Here is a 15,320-nt window from a genome sequence, read left to right as displayed (position 1 = left end):
TCGCTGCCGGGGCCTTTTTATGTCGCCTGCAGGCGCTCAGTGCGGAACTGACGCCTGATTGGGATCGAGGCCGATATGGGTGCCCAGGGCCTCCATGTCGGCCAGCAGCTTGATCGCCGCAGCAACCGCCGAATCGCCACGCTCGGCGCGGGTCTCGATCGCCTTGCGCTTGCGATGCGCCTCGACGAGCATCTCGTTATACAGCTCCTGGGTCATCTCGGACCGCGGGTGGCCGCGCTCTGCCAGCAGCGAGACGCTGTCGCCAGCGATCTCGGCAAAGCCGCCGGTGACCGCGAACTCGGTCTCGGTCCCCGAGGCGTCGACCACGGTGACCATGCCGGGACGCAGCGTGATGATGGTTGGCGCGTGGCCGGGCATGGCGGTCAGATCGCCGTCATTGCCCGGCAGGCGAACCTCGCGCGCCGCGACGGAGACCAGGCTCCGCTCGGGCGAGACGAGGTCGAACTGCATCGTATCGGCCATGACGCCCCCTTACGCGTCGGCCGCGAGGCGTTGCGCCTTGGCCTTCACGTCCTCGATGCCGCCGACCATGTAGAAGGCCGATTCCGGCAGGTGGTCGTATTCGCCCGCAACCACGGCCTTGAAGCTGGCGATGGTATCGGCCAGCGGCACCTGCACGCCGGGCGAGCCGGTGAACACCTGAGCCACGTCGAACGGCTGCGACAGGAAGCGCTGGATTTTGCGCGCGCGGGTAACGGTCAGCTTGTCCTCTTCGGACAGCTCGTCCATGCCGAGGATGGCGATGATGTCCTGCAGCGACTTGTAGCGCTGCAGCACGCCCTGCACGTCACGGGCAACCTGGTAGTGCTCTTCACCCACGACGGCGGGATCGAGGATCCGGCTGGTCGAGTCCAGCGGGTCCACGGCCGGGTAGATGCCGAGTTCCGAAATCGCACGCGACAGCACGGTGGTGGCGTCGAGGTGGGCGAACGAAGTCGCCGGAGCCGGGTCGGTCAGGTCGTCGGCCGGAACGTAGATCGCCTGCACCGAGGTGATCGAGCCGGCGCGGGTCGAGGTGATCCGCTCCTGCATCGAGCCCATGTCGGTCGCAAGCGTAGGCTGATAGCCCACGGCCGAGGGGATGCGGCCCAGCAGCGCCGACACTTCCGAGCCGGCCTGGGTGAAGCGGAAGATGTTGTCGACAAAGAACAGAACGTCGGTGCCGGACTGGTCGCGGAACTGCTCGGCCAGGGTCAGGCCGGTCAGCGCGACGCGCATGCGGGCGCCCGGCGGCTCGTTCATTTGCCCGTAAACAAGGGCCACTTTGGACTTGGTCAGGTCCTCGCTGTCGATAACGCCCGATTCCACGAATTCGTGGTAGAGGTCGTTGCCCTCGCGGGTCCGCTCGCCAACGCCGGCGAACACCGAGTATCCGCTGTGCACCTTGGCGATGTTGTTGATCAGTTCCTGGATCAGAACGGTCTTGCCGACGCCGGCACCGCCGAACAGGCCGATCTTGCCGCCCTTGGAATAGGGGGCCAGCAGGTCGATGACCTTGATGCCGGTGACCAGGATCTCGGTCGTGGTCGCCTGCGACGCGAACTCGGGCGCCGGCTGGTGGATCGAGCGGGTCTCGGAGGCCGGGATCGGGCCGCCCTCGTCCACCGGCTCGCCGACGACGTTCAGGATGCGGCCCAGCGTGCCGTCACCCACCGGAACCATGATCGGGCCGCCCGTGTCGGACACCGGCGCGCCGCGGACCAGACCTTCGGTCGCATCCATGGCGATGGTGCGGACGGTGTTCTCGCCCAGGTGCTGAGCGACTTCCAGAACCAGGCGCTTGCCGTTGTTCTCGGTCTCGAGCGCGTTCAGAATCGCCGGCAGATGGCCGTCGAACTGTACGTCGACCACAGCGCCGATGACCTGGGTGATCCGGCCCTGCGCACCGGCTTGGCTCGGCTCGTCGGCCAGAATGTTGCGGGCAGCGTCTGCCATGGTCTTACCCCTTCGTCAGTGCGGTCAGAGCGCTTCGGCGCCCGAAATGATTTCGATCAGTTCTTTGGTGATCGCGGCCTGGCGCGAGCGGTTGTACTGCGTCGTCAGGCGGTCGATCATGTCACCGGCGTTGCGCGTGGCGTTGTCCATGGCCGTCATCCGCGCGCCCTGCTCGGACGCGGCGTTTTCCAGCAGCGCGGCAAACACCTGGGTCGCCACCGAACGCGGCAGCAGGTCGTGCAGGATCACGTCCTCGCCCGGCTCGTAGTCATAGAGCGCGGTTGCCCCGCCAACCTCGCCAGCCCCTTCAGGGACCACGGCGGGGATGATCTGGCGCGAGGTCGGGACCTGCGCGATCACGCTCTGGAAGGTGTTGTAATAGAGGGTCGCGACGTCGAAATTGCCGGCCTCGAACCGCTCGAGGATGTCCTCGGCGATCTCGCGGGCGGTGGCATAGTTCACCGCCTTCAGCTCGCTCAGGTCGAAGTGGCGCTGGAAGCTGCTGGCGTATTCACGCTTTAGCTGTTCGCGGCCCTTCTTGCCGACCGTGACGATAGTCACGTCCTTGCCCTTGGCGGCCAGGGCTTGCGCCTCCAGCCGTGCCAGCTTGACGATGGCGCTGTTGAAGCCGCCGGCCAGACCCCGCTCGGAGGTCAGCACCACCAGCAGGTGACGCTGATCGCTGCCGGTCCCGGTCAGCAGGCGCGGCGCGCTGTCGGAGCCGACCGAACCCGTGGTCAGCCCGGCCATGACGGCTGCCATGCGGTCGGCATAAGGGCGCGCAGCCTCCGCCGCCTCCTGCGCGCGGCGCAGTTTGGCGGCGGCGACCATTTGCATCGCCTTGGTGATCTTTCGCGTGTTCTTGACGCTCTGGATCCGGTTCTTGAGGTCCTTGAGGCTTGGCATCCCCTATGTCCCTCAGCCTGCGTAGCTCTTGGCGTAGGCGTCGAGCGCGCCCTTGATCGACGCCTCCAGCTCGCCACTGACCTTGCGGTCATTGCGGGTCATGTCGTCCAGCAGGTCGGCTTTCTGGTTGCGCAGGTATTGGATCAGACCATGCTCCCACTTGCTGACGTCGCGCACCGGCAGGCTGTCCAGATAGCCCTTGGTGCCGGCATAGATCACGATCACGATCTCGGCGTTGGTCAGGGGCGAGTATTGCGGCTGCTTCATCAGCTCGGTCAGGCGCGCGCCGCGGTTCAGCAGCTTTTGCGTCGCCGGGTCGAGGTCGCTGCCGAACTGCGCGAACGCAGCCATCTCGCGGTACTGGGCCAGTTCCAGCTTGACCGGGCCGGCGACCGATTTCATCGCCTTGGTCTGCGCGGCCGAGCCGACGCGGCTGACCGACAGACCGGTGTTCACCGCCGGGCGGATGCCCTGGAAGAACAGTTCGGTCTCGAGGAAGATCTGGCCGTCGGTGATCGAGATCACGTTGGTCGGGATATAGGCCGACACGTCGCCTGCCTGGGTTTCGATGATCGGCAGCGCCGTCAGCGAACCCGAGCCGTTGTCCTCGTTCAGCTTGGCCGAACGCTCCAGAAGGCGCGAGTGCAGGTAGAACACGTCGCCCGGGTAGGCTTCGCGCCCCGGCGGACGGCGCAGCAGCAGCGACATCTGGCGGTAGGCCACGGCCTGCTTGGACAGGTCGTCATAGACGATCAGCGCGTCCATACCGTTGTCGCGGAAATATTCCGCCATCGCGGTCGCGGCATAGGGAGCCAGGTACTGCATCGGCGCCGGCTCGGAGGCGGTCGCGGCGATGACCGTGGTGTAGGCCATGGCGCCCGATTCCTCGAGGCGTTTGACCAGCTGTGCGACGGTCGAACGCTTCTGGCCAATGGCGACATAGAAGCAGTGCAGCGTCTTCATGCCGTCGGCTTCACGGCCGTTGTAGTTCATCTGGTTCAGGATGGTGTCGAGCGCGAGCGCGGTCTTGCCGGTCTGGCGGTCGCCGATGATCAGCTCGCGCTGGCCGCGGCCAACGGGGATCATGGCGTCAACCGACTTGAGGCCGGTCGCCATCGGCTCGTGCACCGACTTGCGCGGCATGATGCCGGGCGCCTTGACGTCGGCGACGCGACGCTCGGTCGTCTCGATCGGGCCCTTGCCGTCGATCGGGTTGCCCAGCGCGTCAACGACGCGGCCGAGCAGCGCCTTGCCGACCGGAACGTCCACGATCGAGCGCGTGCGCTTGACGGTGTCGCCTTCCTTGATGTTGCGGTCATCGCCGAAGATCACGATGCCGACGTTGTCGGTCTCGAGGTTCAGCACCATCCCGCGGATGCCGCCGGGGAATTCGACCATCTCGCCGGCTTGGACGCTGTCCAGACCGTAGACACGGGCGATCCCGTCACCGACCGACAGCACCTGGCCGACCTCGGCAACTTCGGCGTCCTGGCCGAAATTGCGGATCTGGTCGCGGAGGATTGCCGAGATTTCGGCGGCCTGAAGTCCCATTATCCGACCTCTTTCATCGTATTCTGCAGGGAGGACAGGCGCGAGCGGACCGACGTGTCGATCATCTTCGAGCCCAGTTTCACGATCATGCCGCCGATGAGGCTTTCATCGACGGAGGCATTCAGCTTGACGGTCTTGCCGGACTTCTCGCCCAGGCTGCGGATCAGACGCTCGGTCTGCTCGGCGCTCAGGGGCTGGGCGGTGACGACCTCGGCCGTGACCTCGCCGCGTGCGTCGGCGGACAGTTGGTCCAGCGCCTTCAGGAAATGGGGCAGCGCGAACAAGCGGCGGTTCTGGGCCATCAGGGCCAGGGTGTTCTTCAGCTCGGGGGACAGGTTCATGCGTTCAGCAACGGCGGACACGACCCGGCCCTGGTCCTCGCGGGTCAGCACCGGCGAGGCGAGGGCGGCGCGCAGCTCGTCACTGCCCTCCAGGGTCTCGGTCAGTGCCTTGACCTCGCCGGACAGACGTTCGACGCTGCCGTCCTGGCGCGCGATGTCGAACAGCGCCTGCGCATAACGCCCGGCGACACCAGAGGAAATCGAAGCTGATTGGGCCACGGTCGTCCTTCCCGTTAACGCATGGCCCCGCTGGCCGGGCCGGCCGAACCTGGGGTCGGTGGCCGGTCAGTCGCGGGGTCTTGACGCCCATAAGGTCGTCCATGCCGAAATCTGGCGCGTCTCTAACAGCACATGCCGGGGTCCGCAACATCGCAGCGCGTGCCGCAACCCTGTTTGTCGCGCGGAAAATCGCCCGTCCGGGCACCATCAGGGCCCGATCCAGCGCAACAGCGAGCCATCACAGTCGATCACGGCAACATCCGCAGCCCGGGCGTGATGTCGCAGGGCGGCGTCAGTCGTGGAATCCCGCGTTCCGGTAACTCCGCAAGCGCAAGCGACGCGAAGATCGAATCGAGTGCGCCCGGCGCCTCGGTTCGCAGGCAGGCGCTGAACCAGCTTTCCTTGGGATCTAGGCGAGGATGGGGAAAGAACTCGATGACCGCATTGTCGCGGCCGAGGATCATCCATCCCTCGTCGCGGAACCGCTCGTAAAATCCCAGCCGGGCATAAAATTCTACTGACTTCGCGAAGTCGCGAGAGGGCAGATTCGGGGTCGCCGACAGGCTCATGGGCCGCGACGCGCGGGCGGGGACGTGCCCGGAATCGCGGCTGGACGGGCGATCCCCTCCAGCACCCCCAGCGGGCTGGGCACCAGGACCTTGGATCCCGGCGGAAGCGGCGCCCGCACCTGCTTGGTGAACTCGGCCAGCACCACCCCGGCGACAAGGAAGGAGCTGATCCGCGCGCCCGCCCGCTCCCATATCTGCGCGCTGCCCAGCCAGAAGCGCCGGTCCGACGGCGGGATATAGAGCGCCGCCCCGCTGCGCTCGGCAATGAAGCCTGCGTCACGGGCCTGCTTTTCCAGTTGGCCCGCGCTATAGCTGCGGCCGGTGCCAAAGGGCGTGCCTTCGCTGCGCGCCCAGAGGCCGGTGCGGTTCGGAACCATGACCACCATCCGACCGCCCGGCCCCAGAACGCGCCATGCCTCGGCCAGCAGGGCGGCGGGATGGTCCGACGTCTCCAGCCCGTGCAGGATCACCAGCCGGTCGATCGATCCGGTCTCGATCGGCCAGGCGCCTGGCTCGGTCAGGACAGAATGGTTCGGCAGGCCGACGGGCCACTGGATCGCCCCCTGCTCGCCCGGCATCAGTGCGACAACGCGTCGCGCCCGCCCCAGGTAGGGCCGCAGCAACGGCACCGCAAAGCCGTAGCCGGCAACCGTCATGCCGGCGGTGCTGCCGACCGGCCACGCCGCCTGCAGCCGGTCACGTAGGATGCGCTGCACCACCCGACCCAGCGCCCGGGAATAGTAGAAGCCGCGCAGGTCGATCACGTCGTGATGCATTGCGCCCGGACCCCCTTCTGTGGCGCATTGACTGTGCCGAAGGACGAAAGGAATGCCAATGACGACCCCGCAGCTGGTGACTGTGCGCTGTCTCACGGACAATTACGCTTATCTGGTCCATGCCGGCGGCAAAACGGTCCTGTTCGACGCCCCCGAGGCCGCCCCGATCCTCGCGGCGCTAAAGGAGCGCGGCTGGACCCTCGATGTCATTGCGCTGACGCATCACCACGACGATCACATCCAGGCGGTGGCCGAGATCGTGGCGGCAACGGGCGCCGAGGTGGTGGGCGCCGCCGCCGACACGCACCGGCTGCCGAAACTCGACCGGACGGTCGCGCCGGGGGATCGGATCGAGTTGGCAGGGCTGGAGGCGCAGGTGATCGATGCCGGCGGCCATACCCGCGGTCACATCGCCTACTATCTGCCGCAGGCGCAGATGGTCGCGACCGGCGACAGCCTGATGGCCCTCGGCTGCGGCCGCCTGTTCGAGGGCGATGCGCCGATGATGTGGGCCAGTCTGCAGCGCCTTGCCGCGCTGCCGCCACAGACACTGGTCTGCTCGGGGCATGATTACTGCGCCGGAAATGGCGCCTTCGCCCTGTCAGTCGACGCCGACAACAGCGCCCTGCGTACGCGCATCGACGCGGTCGCCGCCGGTCAAAAGCCCTGCGCGCCACAGTCCCTCGCGGTCGAGCTGGCGACCAACCCTTTTCTGCGCGCCGCTGCTCTTGCCCCTAGCCTGGGACTGGAGGGCCACCCGGAAGTCGACGCCTTTGCCCGCCTGCGAAGCATGAAGGACAGATCGTGATGAGGCTTGCGCCCGCATCCCTTGAAACCGTCCCTGCGCAGGCTCACATTTGCACCAATCGCTGCATTTCATGCAGTGCCACGCAAAAATCTCTTGCCTCACTACGTGCGGCAAACAAATCTTAAACCTATCGTGACAGTCTGGACAGGTGGACCGCTGATCGTGGCCCAGACCCGCCGGCGACGACTGACAGGAGGCTCAGGCCCGTGCCATCATTCTCGACTACTCTGGAGCAGGCCATCCACGCAGCCCTGGCCATCGCAAACGAGCATCACCACGAGCTTGCGACGCTAGAGCATCTGCTTCTCGCCCTCACCGAAGAGCCCGATGCCATCAAGGTGATGAAAGCTTGCAACCTCGACCTAGACGAGCTGCGCCAGATGCTCGTCGAGTTCATCGAGGACGACCTCTCGACGCTGGTCACGGATGTCGAAGGCAGCGAGGCGGTGCCGACCGCAGCGTTCCAGCGCGTGATCCAGCGGGCGGCGATCCATGTCCAAAGCTCGGGCAGGTCCGAGGTAACCGGCGCCAATGTGCTGGTCGCGATCTTTGCCGAACGCGAAAGCAACGCCGCCTTCTTCCTGCAAGAGCTGGAGATGACGCGTTATGATGCGGTCAACTTCATTGCCCATGGCGTCGCCAAGAACCCTGCCTTCAACGAGCGTCGGGGCGTCGAAGGCAGCGAAAAGACCGAGCAGCAGGCGTCAAGCCGCAAGGAAGAGGCCGCGGAAAGCGCGCTGGCCAAGTACTGCGTCGACCTGAACCGCAAGGCGACCGAAGGCGACGTCGACCCGCTGATCGGCCGCCAGGGCGAGGTCGAGCGCTGTATCCAGGTGTTGTGCCGCCGGCGGAAGAACAACCCGCTGCTGGTCGGCGATCCGGGCGTCGGCAAGACCGCCATTGCCGAGGGCCTGGCGCTCAAGATCACCCGCGGCGAGACGCCCGAGGTGCTGAAGGGCGCAACGATCTTTTCGCTCGACATGGGCTCGCTGCTGGCCGGCACACGCTATCGCGGCGATTTCGAGGAGCGGCTGAAGGCCGTCGTGAAGGAGTTGGAAGAGCATCCTGATGCGATCCTCTTCATCGACGAGATCCACACCGTGATCGGCGCCGGCGCGACCTCGGGCGGGGCCATGGATGCATCCAACCTGCTGAAGCCGGCGCTCGCCGGCGGCAAGCTGCGCTGCATGGGCTCGACCACCTACAAGGAATTCCGCCAGCATTTCGAAAAGGACCGCGCCCTGTCGCGCCGGTTCCAGAAGATTGACGTGAACGAGCCGTCGGTGCCCGACACCATCAAGATCCTGATGGGCCTCAAGCCCAGCTTCGAAAAGCACCACGACCTGCGCTATTCGAACGAGGCGATCAAACTGGCGGTCGAGTTGTCGGCCCGCTACATTCATGACCGCAAGCTGCCCGACAAGGCGATCGACGTGATCGACGAGGCCGGGGCCGCCCAGCACATCGTGGCGGAAAGCAAGCGGCGCAAGCTGATCGGCCCGCGCGAGATCGAAGCCGTGGTTGCCAAGATCGCGCGCATTCCCCCGAAAAGCGTCAGCAAGGACGATGCCGAGGTGCTGCGCGATCTGGAAGCGACGCTCAAGCGGCTGGTGTTCGGCCAGGACGCCGCGATCACGGCGCTTGCCTCCGCGATCAAGCTGTCCCGGGCTGGCCTGCGCGAGCCGGAAAAGCCGATCGGCAACTACCTGTTTGCTGGCCCCACGGGCGTCGGCAAGACCGAGGTCGCCAAGCAACTCGCGAGCACGCTGGGGGTGGAACTGCTGCGCTTTGACATGTCGGAATACATGGAAAAGCACGCGGTCAGCCGCCTGATCGGCGCGCCGCCCGGCTATGTCGGCTTTGACCAGGGCGGGATGCTGACCGACGGCGTCGACCAGCATCCGCATTGCGTGCTGTTGCTCGACGAAATTGAAAAGGCGCATCCGGATGTCTACAACATCCTGCTGCAGGTGATGGACCACGGCAAACTGACCGACCACAACGGGCGGCAGGTGGACTTCCGCAACGTGATCCTGATCATGACCTCGAACGCGGGCGCAGCGGACCAGGCCAAGGCGGCCTTCGGCTTCGGCCGCGACCGCCGCGAGGGCGAGGACACCGCGGCCATCGAGCGCACCTTCACGCCCGAGTTCCGCAACCGCCTGGATGCCGTCATCAGCTTTGCGCCGCTCTCGCGCGAGGTGATCGTCCAGGTGGTCGAAAAGTTCGTCCTGCAACTCGAGGCGCAACTGATCGACCGCGGCGTGCATATCGAGTTGACCCCGGAGGCTGCCGAATGGCTCGCCGACAAGGGTTACGACGACAAGATGGGCGCCCGCCCACTCGGTCGCGTGATTCAGGAGACCATCAAGAAGCCGCTCGCCGAAGAGCTGCTGTTCGGCCGGTTGACCAAGGGCGGGGTCGTGCGGGTCCGGCTCGAGGACGACAAGCTCGCCTTCGACATCACCGGCCCCTCGACGCCGCGGATCACCAAGGAAGAAACGCCGCTATTGACGGCGGAATGATAAAAAAAACGGCGCCCTTCGGGGCGTCGTTTGCTTTTGAATGACAGGGCCCGGGGGCGAGACGAACGACGGTCGGGGGGCGACCTCTCGTTCAGCGAGATGGGCAGCTCCTAACCAAGATGCATCGCTCTCGCGCCAAAGGAATCGCCGTTAAGCGAAGCGCGTCGGCGTTAGGCGACACGCATTATGGTTGCGCGTGGCAGGGATTCGCAGTCGTGAGCCCTCGCCCATTCCCCTCGTGAAAATGAACGTCGGCTCATCAGCACCGCGGCGCGGTTATCCCCCACCTACCCCTTCGCCAGCAACTCCGCCGCCTCGGGCGCGTAATAGGTCAACACGCCGTCGCAACCGGCCCTGCGGAAGGACAACAGCGCCTCCAGCACGACCTCGCGCTTCAGCCAACCTTGGCGGATCGCGCCCTCCATCATCGCGTATTCGCCGCTCACCTGATAGGCATAGGTCGGGGCGGCGAAGGCGTCGCGGACCATGCGGCAGATGTCCAGATAGGGCATCCCCGGCTTGACCATCACCATGTCCGCCCCCTCGGCGAGGTCCCTGGCAACGCAGCGCAGGGCCTCGTCGCGGTTGGCGGGGTTGATCTGGTAAGTCTTCTTGTCGCCAACCAGCCGCCCCGAGGCACCAACCGCGTCGCGGAACGGACCATAGAACCCTGAGGCGTATTTCGCGGCATAGCTCAGGATCGCGACATCGCGGTGGCCCGCGCCTTCCAGCGCGCCGCGCAGCGCACCGATCCGGCCATCCATCATGTCGGAGGGACCCAGGATATCGGCCCCGGCCTCGGCCTGCGCCAGCGCCATCCGCACCAGGCACTCGACGCTCTCGTCGTTCAGGATCACCCCGTCGCGCACCAGACCGTCATGGCCGTTGGCATTATAGGGGTCGAGCGCGATATCGGTCATCACTGCCAGGTCGGGCGCGACTTTCTTGATCGCGCGGATCGCCTGGTTGCCGATGTTGTCCGGGTCCCAGGCCCGTTCGCAGCCGTCGGTTTTCTGGTCGGGATCGGAATGGGGAAAGATGCAGACGGCCGGGATGCCCAACGCAATCGCCCGCTCGGCCGCGCGGCGTGCGCCGTCCAGTGTCAGCCGGTCCACCCCCGGCAGCGAGGCGATCGGCCCCTCGGCGCCTGCGACCTCGGTCACGAATATCGGCCAGATCAGGTTCGCGGCGCTGAGGCCGACCTCGGCGGTCAGCGCGCGCAACGCGGCGGTGCGGCGCAGGCGGCGCAGGCGGCCGGCGGGAAACGGGGCGACGATGGGCGTGGGGGACATGGACAATTGTCTTGATGTGAGGGGAGGGGCGGCGCCAAGGGTGGCACGCCAGCGCATCCTGCCGCAAGGGAGGGGCGTTTCCCTTGCCGGTGCGCTGGCTTAGGCTGCGCGCGAATCGCATCACCGGATCCTCCCTTGTTTCGTCCCGATGGCCTTCTGAGCCTGCTCGATACCCGCGCCTTCACCTCGCTCTGGTACTGGCTGATGCTGGCCGGGGCCTGGGCGCTGGCCAACCGTGCGCCGCTCGGCGTGCCAGCCGACATCGTGCTGCGCGCGCGCCGGGCTCTGCGAGGCGGCGACGCCGACACCCCGCCCGAGGCGCTGGTGCTGCTGGACTGGCTGTCCCTCTGCCTGCCCCGCTGGCGACTGACGCCCGTCGAGGGGCCGATCGGCCTTGCGATCTGCGCTTTTGGCCTCACCGTGCTGGCGCTGCTTGGCTTTGCCTACGGCAGCCAGACGGCCCAGGCGGCAACGCTGCTGCTCGCTCCTCTGGCACTGCTCGGCGCGATCCGCATTGGCCTCGCCCGCCGCCTGACCTTGATGCTGGACGCCGCGCGCCGTGGCGAAATGCCCGTGCGCGATGCCGCGAGCACGGCGGCCGCGCGCCTGATGCGCCATCGCTGGCTCGGCACGGGTCTGTCGGTGCTGGCCGTCGCCATCGCGACGTGGTGGGGGGTCGTGTGGAACCTGACCCATCCGAACGGCCTGTGACTTGACACCCCGGCGCGTGGACCACAGGTCACCCGACATGTCCGATCCAGCAGCCAAACTGATCCTGTCCGGCGCGCCCGAGGGGTACGACGCCGCCCTGATCGCACGCGAGGCGACAACCCGCGCGGCGCCCGTGATCCATGTCGCGCGCGACGACCGCCGCATGGCCGGGATGCGGGCGGCTCTCACCTTTCTGGCGCCCGGCCTGCCGGTGATGGAGTTTCCGGCCTGGGACACGATGCCCTACGACCGGGTCTCGCCCGCGGCCGGCATCCAGGCGACGCGCCTCGCAACGCTCGCCACGCTCGCCAGCGGCGCGCTGCGCGGCCCCTTCGTGGTGCTGACCACACTGTCGGCAGCCATGCAGCGCCTGATCCCGCGCGAGGTCGTTGCCGCCGCCAGTTATACCGCCCGCGTGGGCGACCGCCTAGACGAGGCTGCCTTGCGCGCCTACCTCGTCCGAATGGGCTTTTCCCAGGCCCCGACCGTCACGGAACCGGGCGATTACGCAATTCGCGGCGGCATCATCGACATTTTTCCCCCTTACGACTCCGACGGTGGGGGCGGGCCGATCCGGCTGGACCTGTTCGGCGACGTGCTGGACGGCGCCCGCCGCTTCGATCCGGAAACGCAGCGCAGCGAGGGCAGGCTGGACCGAATCGAACTGGCGCCCATGTCCGAGGTCATCCTCGACGAGGCCGCAATCGCTCGTTTCCGCCAGTCCTACCGCGCCGAATTCGGCGCCGGCGGCGGGGGCGATCCCCTCTACGAGGCGATCAGCGCCGGGCAAAAATCGCAGGGCATGGAGCATTGGCTGCCCTGGTTCTATGCCCAGACGGAAACGCTGTTCGACTACCTGCCCGCTGCCTCGCTGGTCCTCGATGACCGGCTGGAGCAGGTCCGGGCCGCGCGACTCGAGACCGTCACCGAGCAATATGCCGCCCGGCGCGAGGCGATGGCGGCGCGCGCCACCAACGAATCCCTCTATCGCCCAATCCCCCCGGCCGAGATGTTTCCCGACGCCGCCGGCTGGGCAGAATGGCTGGCACCGCGCCGCGTGCTGCAATTGTCCGTCTTGCCCCAGCCGCCCGGGCCCGGCGTTCTCGATGCCGGCGGCCGAGTCGGTCGCAACTTTGCCCCCGAACGGCAGAACGAAAAGATTAATCTTTTCAGCGCGCTCTCCGATCACCTTCGCGACTTGCGCAAGACCGACCGGGTCGTCGTCGCCTCGTTCTCGGACGGCGCGCGTGAGCGGCTTGCCGGATTGATGGCGGATGAAGGGGTCACCGGCGCGATCCCCATCGCCCGGCTGTCGGACCTGCCCGACACCAAGGGCGCGCTCGGCCTCGCGGTCTGGCCGCTGGACGAGGGGTTCGTCGCGGACGGCACCGCCCTGGGCCGGATTGCCGTCATTTCGGAACAGGACGTTCTGGGCGACCGGCTGATCCGCGGGGCCAAGCGCAAGCGCCGTGCGGAAAACTTTCTGCGCGACACCCAGACCCTCAGCCCCGGCGATCTGGTGGTCCATGTCGAACACGGCATCGGCCGCTATACCGGGCTGGAGACGATCCGCGCCGCAGGCGCGCCGCACGATTGCGTCGCCATCGAATATGCCGGCGGCGACCGGCTGTACCTGCCGGTCGAGAATATCGAACTGCTGACCCGCTATGGGCACGAGGAAGGGCTGCTGGACAAACTGGGCGGGGGGGCGTGGCAGGCCCGCAAGGCCCGCCTCAAGGAACGCATCCGCCTGATCGCCGACCGGCTGATGCGCGTTGCCGCCGAGCGCCTGCTGCGCGCCGCCCCGATCCTCGAGCCGGCACATCACGAGTGGGAGGCCTTTGCCGCCCGCTTCCCCTATACCGAGACCGACGATCAGTCCGCCGCGATCGCCGATGTCGCGGGCGATCTGGCTGCGGGCCGGCCGATGGACCGCCTGATCGTCGGCGATGTCGGCTTTGGCAAGACCGAGGTGGCGATGCGCGCCGCCTTCATCGCCGCCGAAGGCGGCCGCCAGGTCGCCGTTGTCGCGCCGACAACGCTGCTGGCGCGCCAGCATTACCGCAGCTTTGCCGAGCGGTTTCGCGGCACCGCGATCACCATCCGGCCGCTGTCGCGCTTTGTCAGCGCAAAGGACGCAGCCGCGACCCGCGCCGGGCTTGCCGATGGCTCGGTCGACATCGTGGTCGGCACCCATGCGGTGCTGGCCAAGGCGGTCCGGTTCAAGAACCTCGGCCTGCTGATCGTCGACGAGGAACAACACTTCGGCGTCGGTCACAAGGAACGGCTCAAGGAAATTCGCAGCGATATCCACGTGCTGACGCTGACCGCGACGCCGATTCCGCGCACGTTGCAATTGTCGCTGTCGGGCGTGCGCGATCTGTCGATCATCGGCACGCCCCCGGTCGACCGGTTGGCGATCCGTACCTACGTGTCCGAGTTCGACACCGTCACCATCCGCGAGGCCCTGCTGCGCGAGAAATATCGTGGCGGGCAAAGCTTTTTCGTGGTCCCACGCCTGGCCGACCTGCCCGACGTGCAGCACTGGCTGGCCGAGCACGTGCCGGAGGTCAGCGTCATCACGGCGCATGGCCAGCTTGCAGCTGGCGATCTGGATCAACGGATGAACGCGTTCTACGACGGCAGCCACGACGTGCTGCTGGCGACGTCGATCGTCGAGAGCGGCCTCGACATCCCGACGGCCAACACGATGATCGTCTGGCGCTCGGACATGTTCGGGCTGGCGCAGCTCTACCAGATCCGAGGGCGCGTCGGCCGCGCCAAGACCCGGGCCTATTGCTACCTGACCACCAAGCCGCGCGTGCCGCTGACACCGCAGGCCGTGCGCCGCCTCAAGTTCCTGGGCAGCATCGAAAGCCTTGGCGCAGGTTTCAACCTTGCCTCGCAGGATCTCGATCTGCGCGGCGCCGGCAACCTGCTGGGCGAGGAGCAGTCGGGCCACATCAAGGAAGTGGGCTTCGAACTCTACCAAGCCATGCTTGAAGAGACGATCGCCAAGATCAAGTCGGGCGAGTTGGAAGGCACCCCGGAGGACGAGTGGGCCCCGGTCCTCAACCTCGGCGTTCCGGTCACTATCCCGGAGGCTTACGTACCGGACCTTGATGTGCGTCTGGGGCTTTATCGGCGGCTGGCCGAGTTAACGACCAAGACCGAGATGGAGGGTTTCGCGGCCGAGTTGATCGACCGCTTCGGCACCCTGCCCCGCGAGGTGAACACCCTGCTGCTGGTCATGCGCATCAAAGCGATGGCCAAGCGCGCCGGGATCGCGCGTCTGGATGCCGGCCCCAAGGGCGCCAGCGTGACCTTTCACAACGACAAGTTCGCCAGCCCCGAGGGCCTGGTGGGCTTTATCCACGAAAACCGGGGCGACGTGACGGTCAAAGACAACAAGATCGTCATGCGCCGCGACTGGCCCACCGATGCCGACCGCATCAAGGGCGCCTTCACGCTGGCCAAGGACCTGGCCTTGCGGGCCGAGGGCAAGGTCAAGAGCACTCTTCCCCCCGCCGCAACTGCTGCCACGGTCATGGCCGCAGCCAAGCCGGCCCCAGCCCCCAAGCCCAAACCGCCGAGCCGGCCGTTCCGGCCGCAACCCCCGACGCAGGGCAAGCGACCCGATACAAAGCGGTGGTCATGATTGCCGCC

General features: G+C 66.8%; 12 protein-coding genes. 4 read left to right on the top strand and 8 right to left on the bottom strand.

Annotation, left to right across the window (positions count from 1 at the left end; all coding sequences use genetic code 11):
* Positions 1 to 36: 36 nt before the first annotated feature.
* From DRW48_RS08020 to DRW48_RS07990, 7 genes are all read right to left on the bottom strand, one after another.
* Complete coding sequence (locus DRW48_RS08020) at positions 37 to 483, bottom strand: F0F1 ATP synthase subunit epsilon (protein ID WP_114075958.1); 447 nt, start codon at positions 481 to 483, stop codon at positions 37 to 39.
* Positions 484 to 492: 9 nt separating this feature from the next.
* Positions 493 to 1,956: a F0F1 ATP synthase subunit beta gene (atpD, locus tag DRW48_RS08015; protein ID WP_114075957.1), complete on the bottom strand. Its 1,464-nt coding sequence runs from the start codon at positions 1,954 to 1,956 to the stop codon at positions 493 to 495.
* A gap of 24 nt (positions 1,957 to 1,980) precedes the next feature.
* Positions 1,981 to 2,862, bottom strand: a complete 882-nt coding sequence (locus DRW48_RS08010; protein WP_114075956.1) for a F0F1 ATP synthase subunit gamma — start codon at positions 2,860 to 2,862, stop codon at positions 1,981 to 1,983.
* A gap of 12 nt (positions 2,863 to 2,874) precedes the next feature.
* Positions 2,875 to 4,413 carry a F0F1 ATP synthase subunit alpha gene (gene atpA / locus DRW48_RS08005; protein ID WP_114075955.1) on the bottom strand — a complete coding sequence of 513 codons (1,539 nt, stop codon included), beginning with the start codon at positions 4,411 to 4,413 and terminating at the stop codon, positions 2,875 to 2,877.
* A complete protein-coding gene (locus tag DRW48_RS08000) occupies positions 4,413 to 4,973 on the bottom strand; it encodes a F0F1 ATP synthase subunit delta (RefSeq protein ID WP_114075954.1) in 561 nt (186 codons plus the stop codon). Before DRW48_RS08000 ends, atpA begins: the two co-directional genes overlap by 1 nt.
* Before the next feature lie 248 nt (positions 4,974 to 5,221).
* The gene (locus tag DRW48_RS16540) at positions 5,222 to 5,542 is read right to left on the bottom strand and encodes a VOC family protein (RefSeq protein WP_422385729.1); all 321 of its coding nucleotides are present in this window, start codon (positions 5,540 to 5,542) and stop codon (positions 5,222 to 5,224) included.
* Positions 5,539 to 6,318, bottom strand: coding sequence for a class I SAM-dependent methyltransferase (locus DRW48_RS07990; protein WP_114075953.1), 780 nt, complete (start codon positions 6,316 to 6,318; stop codon positions 5,539 to 5,541). The genes DRW48_RS16540 and DRW48_RS07990 overlap by 4 nt, the downstream gene beginning before the upstream one ends.
* A 58-nt stretch (positions 6,319 to 6,376) precedes the next feature.
* Here DRW48_RS07990 and gloB point away from each other — a divergent pair, with 58 nt between their 5' ends.
* On the top strand, positions 6,377 to 7,126 hold the full coding sequence (gene gloB, locus DRW48_RS07985) for a hydroxyacylglutathione hydrolase (RefSeq protein WP_422385728.1): 750 nt from the start codon (positions 6,377 to 6,379) through the stop codon (positions 7,124 to 7,126).
* A gap of 206 nt (positions 7,127 to 7,332) precedes the next feature.
* The gene (gene clpA / locus DRW48_RS07980; RefSeq protein WP_114075951.1) at positions 7,333 to 9,651 is read left to right on the top strand and encodes an ATP-dependent Clp protease ATP-binding subunit ClpA; all 2,319 of its coding nucleotides are present in this window, start codon (positions 7,333 to 7,335) and stop codon (positions 9,649 to 9,651) included.
* Positions 9,652 to 9,938: 287 nt separating this feature from the next.
* Here the strand turns inward: clpA and hemB are convergent, their stop codons facing one another.
* The gene (gene hemB, locus DRW48_RS07975; protein ID WP_114075950.1) at positions 9,939 to 10,943 is read right to left on the bottom strand and encodes a porphobilinogen synthase; all 1,005 of its coding nucleotides are present in this window, start codon (positions 10,941 to 10,943) and stop codon (positions 9,939 to 9,941) included.
* Between the two features lie 135 nt (positions 10,944 to 11,078).
* Between hemB and DRW48_RS07970 the strand changes: the two genes are divergently transcribed.
* The gene (locus DRW48_RS07970) at positions 11,079 to 11,654 is read left to right on the top strand and encodes a hypothetical protein (protein WP_114075949.1); all 576 of its coding nucleotides are present in this window, start codon (positions 11,079 to 11,081) and stop codon (positions 11,652 to 11,654) included.
* A 37-nt stretch (positions 11,655 to 11,691) separates the two neighbouring features.
* Entirely contained in the window at positions 11,692 to 15,312 is a 3,621-nt protein-coding gene (mfd, locus tag DRW48_RS07965; protein ID WP_114075948.1) for a transcription-repair coupling factor, read from the top strand.
* The last annotated feature ends 8 nt before the right edge of the window (positions 15,313 to 15,320 follow it).

The organism is Paracoccus suum (assembly GCF_003324675.1).
Lineage (GTDB): Bacteria > Pseudomonadota > Alphaproteobacteria > Rhodobacterales > Rhodobacteraceae > Paracoccus > Paracoccus suum.
The sequence above is the reverse complement of the archived record's forward strand: the minus strand, read 5'-3'. Positions and strand labels throughout refer to the sequence as shown.

Excerpts from the sequence above, each read along its gene's own strand:
- DRW48_RS08020 (WP_114075958.1), bottom strand. The coding sequence starts at position 483 with ATGGCCGATACGATGCAGTTCGACCTCGTCTCGCCCGAGCGGAGCCTG.
- atpD (WP_114075957.1), bottom strand. The coding sequence starts at position 1,956 with ATGGCAGACGCTGCCCGCAACATTCTGGCCGACGAGCCGAGCCAAGCC.
- DRW48_RS08010 (WP_114075956.1), bottom strand. The coding sequence starts at position 2,862 with ATGCCAAGCCTCAAGGACCTCAAGAACCGGATCCAGAGCGTCAAGAAC.
- atpA (WP_114075955.1), bottom strand. The coding sequence starts at position 4,413 with ATGGGACTTCAGGCCGCCGAAATCTCGGCAATCCTCCGCGACCAGATC.
- DRW48_RS16540 (WP_422385729.1), bottom strand. The coding sequence starts at position 5,542 with ATGAGCCTGTCGGCGACCCCGAATCTGCCCTCTCGCGACTTCGCGAAG.
- DRW48_RS07990 (WP_114075953.1), bottom strand. The coding sequence starts at position 6,318 with ATGCATCACGACGTGATCGACCTGCGCGGCTTCTACTATTCCCGGGCG.
- gloB (WP_422385728.1), top strand. The coding sequence starts at position 6,377 with ATGACGACCCCGCAGCTGGTGACTGTGCGCTGTCTCACGGACAATTAC.
- hemB (WP_114075950.1), bottom strand. The coding sequence starts at position 10,943 with ATGTCCCCCACGCCCATCGTCGCCCCGTTTCCCGCCGGCCGCCTGCGC.
- mfd (WP_114075948.1), top strand. The coding sequence starts at position 11,692 with ATGTCCGATCCAGCAGCCAAACTGATCCTGTCCGGCGCGCCCGAGGGG.